The organism is Vibrio crassostreae, assembly GCF_024347415.1.
GTDB lineage: Bacteria > Pseudomonadota > Gammaproteobacteria > Enterobacterales > Vibrionaceae > Vibrio > Vibrio crassostreae.
The window spans coordinates 656,464-672,709 of record NZ_AP025476.1; the positions used below are offsets into that span (position 1 = coordinate 656,464).

The following is a 16,246-nucleotide window of genomic DNA, read 5'->3' on the forward strand; positions in this document are numbered from 1 at the left end:
TTGCCTCAATGTGTATCAATGGCTTTTAGTGGCTTTATTAGCGTATATCCTGAGCTTCGTATCCCCTTGCGTTCAGCACGTCAAGAGCTAGGTCGATTATGATCAATAAACTGAAGTCATTATTATCTTGGGTCAAATCAGGCTCTCCGTGGATATGGTTAACGGGCGGGGCGGTGAGCATCAGTATGCTTTCTGTTCTTGGCCTGATGCTGCTGATTGGTTGGAAGGGCTTGACCTATTTTTGGCCAGCACCTTTGTACCAATGGCAAGTTGATTCCAAAGACTTATCGTTAGTTGTCGACCTTGACGAAACCGTATCAAAACAAGATCTATTGATTGGTCAGTTATATGAACGCAAGTACATCCCGATAGAGCAAGTTCCACAAGTCCATGACCTTTTGTCACCTCAAAATTTGTCGACAGGGCTAATACAGCGCTTAAGCATCAAAGTCGCCAATAGAGAACTGTACCCTGCGGACTTTGTTTCCATTCTGGATGTTAACTTACGTGAACCAACCACTCCACTTGATTGGATTGTGATTGAACGAAGTCGAGGTGGCTATTTCTTTGGTAAGCCAGTGGGTTTTAAAACCGCTTCTGGCACATTTGATTCGAACATAGACCAAAAGCTCGAACAAGGTTTAGCGTTTGCCGATACGTTACGTAAAGAAACGTCGCGTGTTGTGAACCAAGAAATTCGCAATATAAGCTGGCAATTGGAAAACTTGCGTTTAGAAAAGCGTAAGCTTGAACTCAATGAATCAGTGAGCGATGAATATCTTAAAACCTATACTCAAACTAAACTGGAATTAAACCGCCAATTAGGTGAGGCTGAAGTAAAGCTTGAGCATTTGAGAACGCAGCTTAATGTAGAAAGCTTGCTCGTTGAGGATATGACAGGAGAACAGGTCGAAATCTCGCTCAGTCACATTCTGGATTATTGGTACCCGAATAATATGTCCTATCTTGAAAAGGTTGGGCATTGGGGCAAACAAGTTTGGAAGTTCTTATCAGAGAACCCACGAGACTCAAACTCTGAAGGTGGCGTGTTCCCAGCCATTTTCGGTACAGTGTTGTTGGTTATTCTCATGTCGATCGTAGTGATGCCTCTTGGTGTAGTTGCTGCGATATATCTTCATGAATATGCAAAAAACAACGCACTAACACGTTTGATTCGGATTGCCGTGATTAACTTAGCGGGTGTGCCGTCGATTGTGTATGGCGTTTTTGGCTTAGGCTTCTTCGTCTATACCATTGGTGGCTCGATTGATACGCTGTTTTATGCCGAGCGATTGCCTGCACCGACATTTGGTACTCCAGGCCTATTATGGTCTGCTCTAACCTTAGCGGTATTGACGCTCCCAGTCGTTATCGTAACCACCGAAGAGGGCTTAACGCGGATTCCTAGCTCCGTGAGGCACGGTTCATTAGCCCTTGGTGCTACTCAATTTGAGACGCTTTGGCGCATTGTTTTACCAATGGCAAGCCCTGCGATTATCACGGGCTTAATTTTAGCAATCGCGAGAGCCGCGGGGGAAGTTGCTCCACTCATGCTGGTGGGTGTTGTGAAATTAGCATCAAGCTTGCCAGTCGATGGTCAGTTCCCGTATCTACATTTAGACAGAAAGTTCATGCATTTAGGCTTTCATATTTATGATGTTGGGTTTCAAACCTCGAATATCGAAGCGGCGCGACCTTTAGTGTATGCCACTTCATTTTTATTGGTTACGGTGATTGTTGGATTAAATTTAACGGCCATCAATATCCGAAATAACTTGCGTGAAAAATACCGAACCTTAGGACAAGATTAGATGTTCTCGATTAATGAAACCTTGGGTTACCAAGCACCACTAGATGTTCATAACCTGAAGGATGAGCAAGTTGCTATCTCAATTGAAGGGCTGAATCTTTATTATAAAGAGAGTCAAGCACTCGATGATATTTCAATGCAAATTCCGAAGGGGCAAGTGACGGCTTTTATCGGCCCATCAGGGTGCGGTAAGTCGACGCTGTTGCGCTGTATTAATCGCATGAATGATCTTGTTGAGGGCTGCAAGGTTTCCGGGAAAGTGAAGCTTCATGGCAAGAACGTCTATCACCCTAAGGTAGATGTCGCGACCTTACGACGTCGTGTCGGTATGGTATTCCAGCGTCCGAACCCGTTTCCTAAATCTATCTATGAGAACGTGGTTTATGGTCTGAGGTTGCAAGGCGTGAGTAACAGCCGAGACCTCGATGATGCCGTTGAGCGCTCTCTTCGCGCGGCTGCGCTATGGGATGAAGTGAAAGACCGTTTGCATGAGAATGCCTTTGGTTTATCTGGCGGTCAACAGCAGCGTTTGGTTATCGCTCGTGCGGTTGCGATTGAGCCTGAAGTGTTGTTGCTAGATGAGCCGACATCGGCACTGGACCCTATTTCTACTCTGACGATTGAAGAACTGATCAACGATCTCAAGACGCAATACACAGTGGTGATTGTTACCCACAACATGCAACAAGCTGCGCGTGTAAGTGACCATACTGCTTTTATTCATATGGGAAAATTGATCGAGTACTCAGATACGGACTCAATTTTTACGTCTCCATTGAAAAACCAAACGGAAGACTACATTACTGGTAGATATGGCTAACCTCTATAGAGGCGTCATTTAGAGCTAAGTTACTCTATAAAAATGGCTTTCTTCATTTCTTTCAAGGAGCAGATATGCATTTCGGTCGCCATATTTCAGGACAGTTCAATGTCGAGTTAGAGTCGATTCGTACTCATGTATTGACCATGGGCGGGTTAGTGGAGCAGCAGCTTTCGTTTGCAATGCAGGCGCTTCACAAAGACGATGTTGAATTGGCTAAAAAAGTGATTCGTGACGACCATAAAGTGAATGCAATGGAAGTGTCGATTGATGAGGCATGTACTCGAATCATTGCAAAACGTCAGCCTACCGCGAAAGATCTGCGTTTGATAATGGCGATCATCAAAACGATTACCGATCTAGAACGCATCGGTGATGTTGCCTCTAAAATTGCTCAGGGTGCTATAGAGATCCCTTCAACCAAAGAGCAAAAATTTCATGTCTCACTAGAACCTCTTTGCCGCCAAGCAATCACTATGCTTCACCAAGTATTAGATGCTTTTGCTCGTATGGATGTTGATGCGGCTGCTGAAGTTCATAAGCTTGATGATAAGTTGGATGCGGAGTACGAAGCTGTTATTCGTCAATTGATGACGTACATGATGGAAGATCCTAAGAACATTCCTAATATTTTGCAGGTGATGTGGTCAGCTCGTGCAATTGAACGAGTGGGAGATCGTTGCCAAAATATCTGCGAGTACATAATCTACTTTGTGAAAGGCAAAGATGTACGTCACCTAGGCGATCAAAGCCTTGATGACGCTTTAAAGTAACGTATTCATCGAGCTGGGTTAATTTTGATTTTTGACTCTTGCCCTAAACCGTGAGGGCTGCTCTTACATCGGATATCTTACTAGCATCAGTTACCGGGATTTGGTAGTCATCAATATCGTCGTTACCCATTTGAGCACTAGAGCTATTTTCCATTAGGCTTGGTCTTGTCGATTTTCCAGAAAGATGAAGTGCGGGTACTTGTGCAGTGCTTTGAATCATCTTAGCATTCGTTGCGTTGACGCCAGCCCCAGCCATGATGTCAATTCGTCCATCGGCTTGTTTGACCATTGCAGTCAATACATCAATGCCTTGTTCAGCATTAACAGCAAGCCCTGATGTCAGAATTCTTTCACATCCGAGTTCAATGACCTGCTCCAAGGCTGTTTGAAAATCAGAGCTTTGATCAATGGCTCTGTGGAACGTAATCCCAAGTTTTAACGAGCGCGCTTTGTCTGCCAGTTGCTGCATTTTTGGTATATCAATACTTCCGTTAGGCGCCAACACACCAAGTACGACTCCGTCCAGCCCTGCACTTGCACAAGCTTCAATATCTTCAAGCATAGAAAGCATATCATCATCATCGAAAATGAAGTCGCCTTGTCTTGGTCTTATCATTGCATACACAGGAACTGATGAGATGCGAGCAGCTTGCTTCATCATTCCGAAGCTCGGAGTTAACCCACCAAGTGCTAGTGAAGAGCAGAGCTCAATACGATTAGCTCCGCCAGCTAGGGCATTGTGTAGGGATTCTAGGTTATCGATACACACTTCAATTTCGATGTTCATGCTATTTTACTCGTTCAAATTGAGACTAAGGAAATCATAGCAATCTTGGGATGATTCTGAATAGGTAGGGGCAGAGGAAAATAGAGGTAAAGTTTGGCTTTGCGGTTACCCCTATTCATTGTGGATATGAGCAAGGAATAAATCATTGTTGAAGCAATAGATGCAAAAAGCCCGAAGCGTTAACTTCGGGCTTTTAATAGGACTTTACTTCTTAACTGATTGGCGGTGCGCTTTGCGCTATTAGCTTATGCTTTATGTCTCTTTATAGAGAATCTTCCAACCATTAACCCGCGTTGAGTTCGGGCTTAAGAGGTAATTACTTGCTTAGATCGTCAGCGTGCTCAGATAGGAATGCTGCAACACCTTGTGGAGATGCGTCCATACCTGATTTACCTTCTTCCCATTGTGCAGGACAAACTTCACCGTTCTTCTCGTGGAAGTTTAGTGCGTCTACCATGCGTAGCATTTCGTCGATGTTACGACCTAGTGGAAGGTCGTTAACTACTTGATGACGTACAAGACCGTCAGCATCGATTAGGAAAGAACCACGGAAAGCAACGCCTGCTTCTGGGTGCTCAACATCGTATGCTTTGCAGATCTCGTGCTTAACGTCAGCAACTAGAGGGTATTTAACTTGACCGATACCGCCATCAGCGATAGCAGTGTTACGCCATGCGTTGTGAGAGAATTGAGAATCGATAGAAACACCGATTACTTCAACGCCTTTAGCTTGGAAATCTTCAAGACGGTTGTCGAAAGCGATTAGCTCTGAAGGACAAACGAAAGTGAAGTCTAGTGGGTAGAAGAAAACTACAGCTTTCTTACCTTTAGTGAATTCTGCGAAGTTGAAGTTATCAACGATCTCACCGTTACCTAGAACAGCTGCTGCAGTAAAGTCAGGGGCTTGACGACCTACTAGTACCATTTTGGAATCTCCTAAAAAATTAGTTGGCCCAACACATCTTTGTTTGGGCTCCGTTTCTACGCGACAAACTATAGTACAATCGGTACTATAGAAAAAAGCGAATTAAATAGATTAAGTTAATCGAAAAAAGCGATAAGCTTATTCTTTGTCCTGTTCTTAGGTCTCATGACCTTTACGTAACTTATCCTACTCATATTACAAAGTAATTTCATGAATAAATGGCCAAGTCTTAAGCAACTTCACTATCTTGTTACTCTTCACGAAACTCGTCACTTCAGTGATGCCGCTGATCGCTGCTTCGTGAGTCAATCTACGCTCAGTAAAGGCATTCAAAACCTAGAAGAGCTAATTGGTTGCCCTCTTTATGAAAAGAAGGATAAGAAGAGCCCATTGGTTTTTACTCAAGCGGGTGAGCTGGTGGTCAAGCATGGACGAGATCTACTGGCGAAGGGGCAAGACCTTGTCGAGCTTGGAAACCTATGTAACGGGGATGCGATGCAAGGTCAGCTGCGAGTCGGGTGTATTCCTACCATTGCACCATTCCTTTTGTGCGATTTGGTACAAGAAGCTAACCAACGCTTTCCTCAGCTAAATTTACTGTTACGTGAAGATACGACAACTAACTTATTGGCTGCATTACGTCATGGTGAGTTAGATGTGTTGATTCTGGCTCTGCCTGTCGATATCGACAACATGGAGAGTAAAGTTGTCGGGCAAGACCCGTTCAGAATGGTGATCAGTCGTAATCAAGCCGATGGCATTCGTGTTCCGATTAAATACGATGACTTGCCAGACGAGTCTGTATTTTTGCTGGAGAACGAGCACTGCTTAACCGAGCACGCGGTATCAGCTTGTAAGTTAACCGACAAAGAGAAGATAAATCCGTTCACCGCCACAAGCCTCCACACATTGGTGCAAATGGTAGCAAATGGTTTAGGAACCACCTTTATTCCGCAGATGGCCATCGATCATGGCTTATTGGAAAACCAAAACCTAGTGGTTATTGATCCTCCTGGTCAGCAAGCGTACCGAGATATAGGCCTTGTTTGGCGACCAAGTTCATCACGTCGTGAAACATTCCATCAGCTTGCGGATGTAGTTTCTGAGTTGTTGTAATAAGTGGTCTGAGTTATAGATGTACCCACCTTACCTTGCATAGTGGCAGGGTAAGGCTCGTATTTAACTATTTTTTGTAAACTGGTGGTATTTTAATACGGCATATAAACATTTTAATGCAATAAAGCTAAGCATTATGTTTAAAGGCTCCATTGGCAGATCATAAAAAAATCCAATTCCAATGTCTAGCAGTGGGGTTAGCGCTAAAATAATTGCATAGAATCGATTGATTGAAATATTTACATAATAAGATGATAATAATATAACTATAGTTTTTACTAATTCGGTAGCTAAAGGAATTAAAGAATCTCCCCCTGATATTATTAGGCTCATACCTATGAAAAATAACATAAATAAACTATAAAATTTGAATAATCTACTAGATAACCTGATTGTTTTTATTGAATCCATTCTTTTTACTATAGGTTTATATAACCTATAGTATTTGATGATATTTTTATTCATTACACATCTCTTCAGTGATGGCGAATTTTTCAAATATACCACGCGAGCTTTTTAATTCTAGTTCTGGGCCACAGTATATATGAGTTGGGCTGTTTATTTTATAATCTTCCATTTTAAAGTAATATAGAAAAGAAAGAATGAACGATATAGCAAGTAAAACATATGAAGTTTTATTCTTCATTCTAATATGATCTTTCTTTGTTTTAAATATTAATTTTAATTGAACTATACTTATGAAAAAAGCCCAAAAGAAAGCAGGAGTAAGTAGTATTGATAAGAGATATATTTTATCGGTTTTATAAGATCCGAGTGGGAAGTATAATATAGGGTAAAAACTGATTAATAATATAATCGTAAACCTAATAGCTTGTTTGTGCTTGCGTAGTTTCATATCTTTTCCTATGTTCATTCTGCTACAGCACTGTTTAAGTGCTAGTAAGTAATTGAAATTTATATTTTTTAATTTTATTTAACCTAAATTTTATCGGAAGTTATGATCTGCTGTAAATCTTATTCAACCTAGATAATTTATTCGATAGATAAACCTGAGTTTTCTAGTTGTATGGATTTCTAGGTCTTGTGAAATAGTACTTTACGAGTTTATATGACATATAAGTTATGAATGCGATGATGCTATAAGTGATAGTAAAACCAAATACAGATTTAAATATATGGAATAGGCTGCTATTTTTACTTTCGAGTATTATTTTTCCATCTTTAATAGCTAAAATATTATATTTCTCATTTTTAATTAATTCAAAATAAAATCCATGAATTGATAAGTTGCTATCTATCTCTAGTTTATAATAATAAGTTTTAGACCCTTTAGTATGAACTTTAACATGATCAAGGCTTACGACTCTGGCTTGCTTTTCTATACCGGACACCCAAAATTGGTAGGTATCTACTGCAAGTCCATAAACTAAAAAAGATAAGAAAGTATAGCCTAAGATAAAAAAAGAAAACTTTAAATATGGGAATAATTTATTCATAAACCGCTACCACATTTTTCTTTTGAAAGCGCAAATTTTTCTAAAAGCCCCACAGAACTTCTCATCTTTAATATTGATCCGCAATATACATGACTAGTGCTTGTTTCTTTATACTCTTCAACCTTAAAGTAATAAAAAGTAGATAGCGATATGGCTATGATAAAATAAATACCGATATGATGATTTTTAGTTTGGTACTTATCATCCCTATTTTTTATTATCAGTGCTAACTGTGCCACGGTAAACACTAAGAGAAAAAATACAAAAAATGAGCTTAGTACAGTAACAAAGTAAACTCTATCTGAATCATACTCTCCAGAAGGGAAGTATATGAATGGGTAACTGCATACAGTGATGATAACTAGGCATATTATTGAATTTTTATAGTTTGATACTTTCATTTGTACTCTCAAGAACCGTAACTTTTTGTGCACCTCATTATGAGATGCCAGTATATTCTCCGAACCATTAAGTGGACCAAATGAATAGTCGTCAATTGCTTTTATATAAGTTTCCAACACTCCGGAAGAAGCAGCTACATCCTCTACTGTGAATGTAACAACAGTGATACAAGCAATGACAGGAGCTGAATTCGTTATAACCTCTACATCAAGCCTATTGATAAATATGATTTTTTCACTTTATTACGGAGGTGGTTGTATATGGCGGGTAATATAAACTTCATCAATATATTATTCAACTAGTTTTATATTTGATATGGTGTGCGGATTGGTTGTTTATTGTAATGAGTTACGGGGTAAGCGGCAGTGCATTTCTATCGATTAAAATTACCTAATATTGAGCCTCATAGTTTTATGAGGCTCTTCTTATTGTCATATCACTCTACTTCAGCTTCTTCTGGCTCGACTTCTTCTTGCAGTTCAAGCAAGTTAATCGCGATGGTGACGAAGTCACTGTCGGTGATAATGCCTACTAGTTCGTGGTTTTCTACGACAGGTAAACAGCCCACTTTATGTTTCTGCATATAGATAGCCGATTCTTTTAATCCTGCACGTGGCTCTACTGACATAACACTTTTGTGCATGATGTCGTTGAGGGGAGTAGCAAGAGTAAAAGATTGAGCTTGTGGGATGTTTTGTAGGCTGGATTCTTGAGCGGCTAGAACGTCTCGTTGTGTGACAACACCGAGTAGCTTTCTATCGGAATCAACGACCGGAATATGGCGGATATCAAGCGCTTCCATCATGTGCTTAGCATCGGCCAGTGAGTGTGAGCGCAATAGGGTATGAGGGTTGCGAGTCATCATATCTTCAACCTTGATCATACGAACCTCCTTCTTTTTTATTTTGTTGCTATTACTATAGTTTTTTATCCTAAAAATAACTGAGATCTGACGCATTTTTGGATGAGTTTTATGCAACTAATTCTTTAGTTTAAGGAGGTGAGTTAGTAGCATTATTTTACGCCTCTTTACAATAATCCATTGCTGTAAACCTTGCTATTGCGGCTCGTGTGCCTATACTAGCCCACTGCGAAATTTTTAGTCGTGTTTGCGATGTGTTTCTGGTAACGATTGACTTACCGTAACGATTATCCAGCAACTACGATTTATGATTCGTCAACGGCACCAATCTCATCAACTAAGACAAGACTAGACACATGCAAGTTTCAGATTTTCACTTTGACCTACCAGATGAACTCATTGCTCGCTACCCTCAAGAGGAGCGTACAGCAAGCCGCCTGCTTAAATTAGATGGCAACAGCGGTAACCTAGCTGATGGTTCGTTTAAAGACGTTTTAGACTTGGTTGAACCAGGCGATCTTGTTGTTTTCAATAACACTCGAGTGATTCCAGCTCGTGTATTTGGTCGCAAGGCATCAGGCGGTAAGCTTGAAGTGCTGGTTGAGCGTATGCTTGATGAGAAGAGTATTCTAGCGCATGTTCGTTGTTCTAAATCACCTAAGCCGGGCACTAAGTTGTTCCTTGGTGAGAACGATGAGTATGAAGCTGAAATGGTGGCGCGACACGACGCGTTATTTGAAATCCATTTCACATCTGACCAAAGCGTTTTAGAGATTCTGAACAGCGTTGGTCATATGCCGCTACCTCCTTATATTGATCGTCCAGATGAAGACGCAGATAAAGAGCGTTACCAGACGGTCTATAATGAGAAGCCAGGTGCGGTTGCCGCTCCAACAGCGGGTCTTCATTTTGATGACAAGCTAATGGCTGACATGAAAGAGAAAGGTGTTGAGTTTGCGTACGTGACGCTTCACGTTGGCGCCGGTACATTCCAGCCCGTTAAAGTAGACAACATCAATGACCACCACATGCATGCTGAGTATGTTGAAGTGCCGCAAGAAGTGGTTGATGCAGTGGCGGCTGCAAAAGCGCGTGGCGGACGCATTATTGCCGTTGGTACAACATCGGTTCGCTCACTAGAGAGTGCAGCGCAAGATGCGTTGAAGAAAGGCACAGAGTTAGTTCCGTTCTTTGGTGACACTGAAATCTTTATCTTCCCTGGTTACGAATACCAGTTGGTGGATTGCTTGATTACCAATTTCCATTTACCAGAATCAACGCTGATTATGTTGGTGAGTGCATTTGCAGGTTACGACAACGTGATGGGCGCATACGATCACGCAGTGAAGAGCGAATATCGTTTCTTCAGCTACGGCGATGCTATGTTCATCAATAAGAAAACGAGCTAATTGAAGCTGGTTTAAGCGATAAAAAAATTTACGGGTGCTAGCAGTAAGCTAGGAGTCGGGCAGGGTGTCTGTCTAATCTCTCGCAAGGAATACGCGACCGCTCCTCATAGAGCCCACTAGACTGAACTTTTGTTTGGCTTAAGGTTCTGAATTAACAGTCAGATTGTTTCTCTGGCATATTGGAGGCTTCGTGAAATTAAAATACGAACTTAAAAAAACTAATAGCGGCGCACGTCGTGGTCAACTTCAGTTTGAACGCGGTACCGTTGAAACCCCAGCATTCATGCCTGTAGGTACTTACGGTACTGTAAAAGGTATGACACCTGAAGAAGTTAAAGACACAGGTGCTGAGATCCTATTAGGTAACACATTCCACCTATGGCTACGTCCTGGTCAAGAAATCATGAAAATGCACGGTGACCTGCACGATTTCATGAACTGGCACGGTCCTATCCTGACTGATTCAGGCGGCTTCCAAGTATTCAGCCTAGGTGCAATGCGTAAAATCACTGAAGAGGGTGTTCACTTCCGTAACCCTGTAAACGGTGACAAGATCTTCATGGACGCTGAGAAGTCTATGGAAATCCAAAAAGACTTAGGTTCAGACATCGTAATGATCTTTGACGAGTGTACGCCTTACCCAGCGACACACAAAGAAGCAAAAGACTCAATGGAGATGTCTCTTCGTTGGGCTGAGCGTTCACGTAACCACTTCGACAAACTTGAAAACCCGAACTCACTATTCGGTATCGTTCAAGGTGGTGTGTACGAAGACCTTCGTGATGTATCTGTTAAAGGCCTAACTGAAATTGGTTTTGATGGTTACGCAGTTGGTGGTCTAGCAGTAGGCGAACCAAAAGAAGACATGCACCGTATTCTTGAACACACATGTCCTCAACTGCCGGAAGATAAGCCACGTTACCTAATGGGCGTAGGCAAACCAGAAGACCTAGTTGAAGGTGTTCGTCGTGGTATCGACATGTTTGACTGTGTAATGCCAACGCGAAATGCACGTAACGGCCACCTGTTTGTGACTGAAGGTGTGATCAAGATCCGTAATGCGAAGCATAAAACCGATACAACACCACTAGATTCAGAGTGTGACTGTTACACTTGTAAGAACTACAGCAAGTCGTACTTACACCATTTGGATCGTTGTAACGAAATCCTAGGTGCTCGACTGAACACGATTCATAACCTGCGTTTCTACCAACGAGTAATGTCAGACATTCGTCAGTCTATCGATGAAGACCGCTTTGAAGAGTTCGTTGCAGAGTTCTACGCAAGAATGGGGCGTGAAGTGCCACCACTAGGTAAAGAATCTTAGTATTTCTTTTTTGCGAGCCCTATCTCTCTTCCGAGTGATGGGGCTTGAAAATAAAGGGATGCAACCCAATTAGACAAACAATTACGAAAATATAAATAGAGGATGTTTTAAATGTTTATTTCTCAAGCTCACGCAGCAGCAGAAGGTGCACCAGCAGGCGGCGGTTTCGAAATGCTTATCATGCTAGGTATGTTCGCTGTGATCTTCTACTTCATGATCTACCGTCCACAAGCTAAGCGTGTTAAAGAGCACAAGAACCTTATGTCTTCTATGGGCAAAGGCGATGAAGTTCTTACAAGCGGCGGCCTAATCGGCAAGATCACTAAGATTGCTGAAGACAGCGACTACGTTGCTATCGAACTGAACGCAAACAACGAAGTAGTTATCAAGAAAGACTTCGTTACAGCAGTGCTACCAAAAGGTACTCTGAAATCTCTATAAACAGCTAGAGGATCCTCGCTGTGCTAAACCGTTACCCGTTATGGAAGTATTTGATGGTGGTGTTTGCCATCGCTATCGCTGCGTTGTACGCACTTCCAAATATATACGGTGAAGATCCGGCAGTTCAAGTTACAGGGGCGCGCGGCGCCTCTGTAGATATGTCTACGCTGGATGCTGTCACCAATGCTCTTGAAGCAGAAAACCTTTCTACTAAATCCGTTGCTCTCGAAAACGGTTCCATTCTTGTTCGCTTTAACGACACAGATACGCAAATTAGTGCCCGTGATATCATCACAGAAGCACTAGGCGATGACGTTATTGTTGCTTTAAACCTAGCGGCTTCAACTCCTGATTGGCTTGAATCTATTGGTGCTGCACCAATGAAACTTGGTCTTGATCTACGTGGTGGTGTTCACTTCTTAATGGAAGTGGATATGGACGCGGCGATGCAAAAGCTGGTTGGTCAACAAGAAGAAGCATTCCGTAGTGAACTTCGTGAAGAGAAAATCCGTTACCGTGCGATTCGCCCATCTGGTAAAGATGCGGTTGAAGTGATTCTGCGTAACGAAGAGCAGCTTGCTGAAGCGAAATCGCTACTGCAATCTAAGCACCAAGATATGACGTTCGTAGATTCTGAATCTAACGGTCGTTTCTCTTTGGTTGCAAGCTTTACAGAGGCTCGTCTTCAAGAAATCCGTAACTACGCGGTTGAGCAAAACATTACCATTCTACGTAACCGTGTTAACGAACTTGGTGTTGCTGAACCTTTGGTTCAACGTCAAGGTTCTAGCCGTATCGTAGTGGAATTGCCTGGTGTTCAAGACACTGCTCGCGCTAAAGAAATCCTTGGTGCTACCGCGACGCTTGAGTTCCGTGAAGTAGATAGCAGTGCTGATTTAGCCGCTGCCGCTTCTGGTCGTGCCCCTGCGGGTAGCGAAATCAAGCAAGATCGTGATGGTCGTCCTGTGGTACTTAAGAAGCGCGTTATTCTAGGCGGTTCAAGTATTACTGATGCAAGCTCAAGTGTTGATGAATATGGTCGTCCTCAAGTTAACATCTCGCTAGACAGCGAAGGTGGTAGCAAGATGTCTGCATTCTCTCGTCAGAATATCGGTAAGCTAATGGCGACGGTATTTGCAGAGTACAAAGACAGCGGTCGTAAAACACCGGAAGGTCGAGTTATCTTAAGTAAGCACGAAGAAGTGATTAACCAAGCGACGATTCAGTCTGCACTTGGTCGTAACTTCCGTATTACTGGTATCGACTCAACGGCTGAAGCTCATAACTTGGCACTTCTACTGCGTGCTGGTGCTCTGATTGCGCCTATCTCGATTGTAGAAGAACGTACTATTGGTCCATCTATGGGGCAACAAAACATCGATATGGGTATCATGGCGATGGTTTGGGGTATGGCTGCTGTAATGCTGTTTACGCTGCTTTACTACCGCAGCTTTGGTCTGATTGCGAACGTTGCGCTAATGGCTAACTTGGTGTTGATTATCGGTGTGATGTCGATGATTCCGGGGGCTACTATGACCCTGCCAGGTATTGCCGGTATCGTATTAACGGTCGGTATGGCGGTTGATGCCAACGTTCTGATCTTTGAGCGTATACGTGAAGAGCTTCGAGATGGACGTAGTCCACAACAAGCGATTCACCAAGGTTACGCGAACGCATTCAGCACAATCGCCGATGCCAACATCACCACGCTACTAACAGCAATTATTCTATTTGCTGTGGGTACTGGTGCTATCAAAGGCTTCGCGGTAACGCTGTCTATCGGTATCTTGACTTCAATGTTTACAGCTATTGTGGGAACACGTTGTATCGTGAACCTGATGTATGGCGGCAAACGCGTTAAAAAACTGTCGATCTAAGGCTAGGAATTAATATGTTTCAGATTCTAAAAGCAGACAAAATGATCGACTTTATGCGTTGGTCAAAGGTTGCCTTTGTTTTTTCTATCTTGATGATTGGTACTGCTATCTTCACCCTAACAACGAAATCGTTGAACTGGGGTCTAGATTTTACTGGCGGTACTCTGATTGAAGTTGGTTTTGAACAACCGGCACACCTTCCTGATATCCGTAGTGCACTAGAAGCCGAAGGCTTTGGTGATGCAACGGTACAGAACTTCGGTTCAGCTCGTGATGTGATGGTTCGTTTACGTCCACGTGATGGCGTAGCGGGCGAAACGCTTGGTAACCAAATCCTTTCTGCTATTGAGAATGGTACTGGTGAGCAAGTTGAAATGCGTCGTATCGAGTTCGTTGGTCCTAACGTAGGTGATGAGCTAACAGAAGCGGGTGGCCTTGCTATCCTAGTTTCTCTTATCTGTATCTTGATCTACGTATCAGTGCGATTTGAATGGCGTTTGGCTGCGGGTGCGGTATTAGCACTGGCGCACGATGTTATCATCACACTTGGTGTGTTCTCTCTAATGCAAATTGAGGTCGACCTTACCATCGTAGCAGCCTTGCTAACGGTAGTCGGTTACTCCCTCAACGATACCATCGTTGTATTCGACCGTATTCGTGAGAACTTCCGTAAGATGCGTAAAGGTGAAGCGCCTGAAGTACTGAACAGCTCAATCACACAAACATTGAGTCGTACATTGATCACTTCTGGTACCACGTTATTCGTAGTTATCGCACTGTTCGTTCAGGGCGGCGCTATGATTCACGGCTTCGCAACTGCCCTTCTATTGGGTATTACGGTTGGTACTTACTCTTCTATCTACGTTGCATCTGCACTAGCAATGAAGTTGGGTATTACACGTGAACACCTAATGCCACCACAAGTGGAAAAAGAAGGTGAAGAGTTTGACGAAATGCCTTAGGCCTTGGCTTAACAAGTTTCGCTAAACCAAAAAAACCGCTAGGTAACTAGCGGTTTTTTTATGTCTGCATTCTATGGTGAAGCTCAATACAATTTAACGTTGAAGTGAGTTGTACTTCATTTCAATAAGAGACATTCTGATCGTATCTCGTATCTCGTATCTCGTATCTCGTATCTCGTATCTCGTATCTCGTATCTCGTATCTCAAATTGCAGATACAAAAAAGCCTCGCTATCTAGCGAGGCTTTGGAGTTTTTATGCGCCCTTAAAACAGAGAGCTTTAACGTAAGGTCTGAATTATTTCAGCATACCTTCGTTAGCGTTCTCACGAACGTGCTTAAGAATAGACTTAACACCACGTGCGCTTGAAGCAACAACATTACCAGAAGTCATGTAATCAGTACCGCCAGCGAAGTCAGTCATGATAGCACCAGCTTCACGAGCGATTAGGTCGCCAGCGGCTAGATCCCATGGCTTAAGGCCTAGTTCTAGGTAACCATCAACACGGCCAGCTGCTAGGTAACATAGGTCAAGAGCAGGAGAACCTGTACGACGGAAATCAGCACAGTCAATGAATAGACCAGAGATGATCTTCATGAAAGATTCAGAGTGTTGTTTTTGCTTGAATGGGAAACCAGTCGCTAGAACAGTACCTTGAAGGTCTTTTAGTTGAGTAACACGCATACGAGCGTTGTTAAGTTGAGCGCCAGCGCCACGTTGAGCTGTGAATAGCTCGTTTAGCATTGGGTCATAAACACAAGCAACTTCTGTACGACCGTTCATGCGAACAGCGATAGATACAGAGAAGTGAGGGAAACCTTTTACAAAGTTGTTGGTGCCATCTAGTGGGTCAACGATCCATTGTACGTCAGAGTCTTTACCTTCAGTCAGGCCTTTCTCTTCAGAAATAATGCTGTGCTCTGGGTAAGATGCTTTGATTGTCTCAATGATCATGTACTCAGCTTCTTGAGCAATGTTAGTAACGTAATCGTTGTTACCTTTTAGAGACGATTCGATCTTATCAGTTGTTTCTAGAGATTTAGCAATATGGTTGCCAGCTTTACGCGCAGCGCGTATCGCAATGTTTAGCATTGGATGCATATGGTTTTTCCCACCAGATGTTAAAGAACAATTTAAAGCGGCGGCGAGTATACCAAAGTTTTACCAAAAGGGAAGTGGTTATTTTTTGAACTCTTGGTTTCACATTGCGCGAAGGGTCTGACCATTTTACTTTGCTATGTGTTAATATCTCGCGATTATTTTTAAAGTGGTGTCATAT

At 42.6% G+C, this 16,246-nt stretch carries 17 protein-coding genes; 9 read left to right on the plus strand and 8 right to left on the minus strand.

Annotated elements, in window-relative coordinates; all coding sequences use genetic code 11:
- Positions 1–101: 101 nt before the first annotated feature.
- The 3 genes from pstA (at position 102) to phoU (ending at position 3,403) form a co-directional block, all read left to right on the plus strand.
- A complete protein-coding gene (gene pstA, locus OC193_RS03040) occupies positions 102–1,811 on the plus strand; it encodes a phosphate ABC transporter permease PstA (RefSeq protein ID WP_080967381.1) in 1,710 nt (569 codons plus the stop codon).
- Entirely contained in the window at positions 1,812–2,630 is an 819-nt protein-coding gene (gene pstB / locus OC193_RS03045) for a phosphate ABC transporter ATP-binding protein PstB (protein WP_048663744.1), read from the plus strand.
- A 74-nt stretch (positions 2,631–2,704) separates the two neighbouring features.
- On the plus strand, positions 2,705–3,403 hold the full coding sequence (gene phoU, locus OC193_RS03050) for a phosphate signaling complex protein PhoU (RefSeq protein WP_009848270.1): 699 nt from the start codon (positions 2,705–2,707) through the stop codon (positions 3,401–3,403).
- Positions 3,404–3,446: 43 nt separating this feature from the next.
- On the opposite strand, the gene OC193_RS03055 is transcribed toward phoU, so the two are convergent.
- Both OC193_RS03055 and OC193_RS03060 read right to left on the minus strand, forming a co-directional pair.
- Complete coding sequence (locus OC193_RS03055; protein WP_048663743.1) at positions 3,447–4,190, minus strand: copper homeostasis protein CutC; 744 nt, start codon at positions 4,188–4,190, stop codon at positions 3,447–3,449.
- Positions 4,191–4,506: 316 nt separating this feature from the next.
- Positions 4,507–5,115, minus strand: coding sequence for a peroxiredoxin C (locus tag OC193_RS03060; protein WP_048658845.1), 609 nt, complete (start codon positions 5,113–5,115; stop codon positions 4,507–4,509).
- 210 nt (positions 5,116–5,325) lie between these two features.
- On the opposite strand from OC193_RS03060, the gene OC193_RS03065 reads away from it, so the two are divergent.
- The gene (locus OC193_RS03065; protein ID WP_048663742.1) at positions 5,326–6,231 is read left to right on the plus strand and encodes a hydrogen peroxide-inducible genes activator; all 906 of its coding nucleotides are present in this window, start codon (positions 5,326–5,328) and stop codon (positions 6,229–6,231) included.
- Between the two features lie 63 nt (positions 6,232–6,294).
- On the opposite strand, the gene OC193_RS03070 is transcribed toward OC193_RS03065, so the two are convergent.
- The 5 genes from OC193_RS03070 to OC193_RS03090 form a co-directional block, all read right to left on the minus strand.
- Entirely contained in the window at positions 6,295–6,696 is a 402-nt protein-coding gene (locus OC193_RS03070) for a hypothetical protein (RefSeq protein ID WP_048663741.1), read from the minus strand.
- The gene (locus OC193_RS03075; RefSeq protein WP_048663740.1) at positions 6,689–7,087 is read right to left on the minus strand and encodes a hypothetical protein; all 399 of its coding nucleotides are present in this window, start codon (positions 7,085–7,087) and stop codon (positions 6,689–6,691) included. Before OC193_RS03075 ends, OC193_RS03070 begins: the two co-directional genes overlap by 8 nt.
- 163 nt (positions 7,088–7,250) lie before the next feature.
- Complete coding sequence (locus OC193_RS03080; protein ID WP_048663739.1) at positions 7,251–7,688, minus strand: hypothetical protein; 438 nt, start codon at positions 7,686–7,688, stop codon at positions 7,251–7,253.
- Positions 7,685–8,089, minus strand: coding sequence for a hypothetical protein (locus OC193_RS03085; RefSeq protein WP_048658865.1), 405 nt, complete (start codon positions 8,087–8,089; stop codon positions 7,685–7,687). The genes OC193_RS03080 and OC193_RS03085 overlap by 4 nt, the downstream gene beginning before the upstream one ends.
- Positions 8,090–8,526: 437 nt before the next feature.
- Entirely contained in the window at positions 8,527–8,973 is a 447-nt protein-coding gene (locus tag OC193_RS03090) for a CBS domain-containing protein (RefSeq protein WP_017070674.1), read from the minus strand.
- A gap of 335 nt (positions 8,974–9,308) precedes the next feature.
- Between OC193_RS03090 and queA the strand changes: the two genes are divergently transcribed.
- The 5 genes from queA to secF all read left to right on the plus strand — a co-directional run bounded on the left by queA (position 9,309) and on the right by secF (position 14,968).
- Positions 9,309–10,361 (plus strand): tRNA preQ1(34) S-adenosylmethionine ribosyltransferase-isomerase QueA, encoded by a 1,053-nt coding sequence (gene queA / locus OC193_RS03095; RefSeq protein ID WP_017062523.1) that lies wholly within the window; start codon positions 9,309–9,311, stop codon positions 10,359–10,361.
- Positions 10,362–10,551: 190 nt separating this feature from the next.
- A complete protein-coding gene (gene tgt, locus OC193_RS03100) occupies positions 10,552–11,688 on the plus strand; it encodes a tRNA guanosine(34) transglycosylase Tgt (protein ID WP_017056177.1) in 1,137 nt (378 codons plus the stop codon).
- A gap of 111 nt (positions 11,689–11,799) precedes the next feature.
- On the plus strand, positions 11,800–12,129 hold the full coding sequence (gene yajC / locus OC193_RS03105; protein ID WP_010440492.1) for a preprotein translocase subunit YajC: 330 nt from the start codon (positions 11,800–11,802) through the stop codon (positions 12,127–12,129).
- A gap of 20 nt (positions 12,130–12,149) precedes the next feature.
- Positions 12,150–14,006: a protein translocase subunit SecD gene (gene secD, locus OC193_RS03110; protein ID WP_080967378.1), complete on the plus strand. Its 1,857-nt coding sequence runs from the start codon at positions 12,150–12,152 to the stop codon at positions 14,004–14,006.
- Between the two features lie 14 nt (positions 14,007–14,020).
- Positions 14,021–14,968, plus strand: coding sequence for a protein translocase subunit SecF (gene secF, locus OC193_RS03115; protein WP_048658840.1), 948 nt, complete (start codon positions 14,021–14,023; stop codon positions 14,966–14,968).
- A gap of 296 nt (positions 14,969–15,264) precedes the next feature.
- Here secF and suhB read toward each other — a convergent pair whose 3' ends face one another.
- Positions 15,265–16,068 carry an inositol-1-monophosphatase gene (gene suhB / locus OC193_RS03120; RefSeq protein ID WP_017062836.1) on the minus strand — a complete coding sequence of 268 codons (804 nt, stop codon included), beginning with the start codon at positions 16,066–16,068 and terminating at the stop codon, positions 15,265–15,267.
- Positions 16,069–16,246 lie beyond the last annotated feature (178 nt).

What these genes read in the sequence shown, in the direction of transcription:
- pstB (WP_048663744.1), top strand. Translation starts at nt 1,812, where the DNA reads ATGTTCTCGATTAATGAAACCTTGGGTTACCAAGCACCACTAGATGTT.
- phoU (WP_009848270.1), top strand. Translation starts at nt 2,705, where the DNA reads ATGCATTTCGGTCGCCATATTTCAGGACAGTTCAATGTCGAGTTAGAG.
- OC193_RS03055 (WP_048663743.1), bottom strand. Translation starts at nt 4,190, where the DNA reads ATGAACATCGAAATTGAAGTGTGTATCGATAACCTAGAATCCCTACAC.
- OC193_RS03060 (WP_048658845.1), bottom strand. Translation starts at nt 5,115, where the DNA reads ATGGTACTAGTAGGTCGTCAAGCCCCTGACTTTACTGCAGCAGCTGTT.
- OC193_RS03065 (WP_048663742.1), top strand. Translation starts at nt 5,326, where the DNA reads ATGAATAAATGGCCAAGTCTTAAGCAACTTCACTATCTTGTTACTCTT.
- OC193_RS03070 (WP_048663741.1), bottom strand. Translation starts at nt 6,696, where the DNA reads ATGAATAAAAATATCATCAAATACTATAGGTTATATAAACCTATAGTA.
- OC193_RS03075 (WP_048663740.1), bottom strand. Translation starts at nt 7,087, where the DNA reads ATGAAACTACGCAAGCACAAACAAGCTATTAGGTTTACGATTATATTA.
- OC193_RS03080 (WP_048663739.1), bottom strand. Translation starts at nt 7,688, where the DNA reads ATGAATAAATTATTCCCATATTTAAAGTTTTCTTTTTTTATCTTAGGC.
- OC193_RS03085 (WP_048658865.1), bottom strand. Translation starts at nt 8,089, where the DNA reads ATGAAAGTATCAAACTATAAAAATTCAATAATATGCCTAGTTATCATC.
- OC193_RS03090 (WP_017070674.1), bottom strand. Translation starts at nt 8,973, where the DNA reads ATGATCAAGGTTGAAGATATGATGACTCGCAACCCTCATACCCTATTG.
- queA (WP_017062523.1), top strand. Translation starts at nt 9,309, where the DNA reads ATGCAAGTTTCAGATTTTCACTTTGACCTACCAGATGAACTCATTGCT.
- yajC (WP_010440492.1), top strand. Translation starts at nt 11,800, where the DNA reads ATGTTTATTTCTCAAGCTCACGCAGCAGCAGAAGGTGCACCAGCAGGC.
- secF (WP_048658840.1), top strand. Translation starts at nt 14,021, where the DNA reads ATGTTTCAGATTCTAAAAGCAGACAAAATGATCGACTTTATGCGTTGG.
- suhB (WP_017062836.1), bottom strand. Translation starts at nt 16,068, where the DNA reads ATGCATCCAATGCTAAACATTGCGATACGCGCTGCGCGTAAAGCTGGC.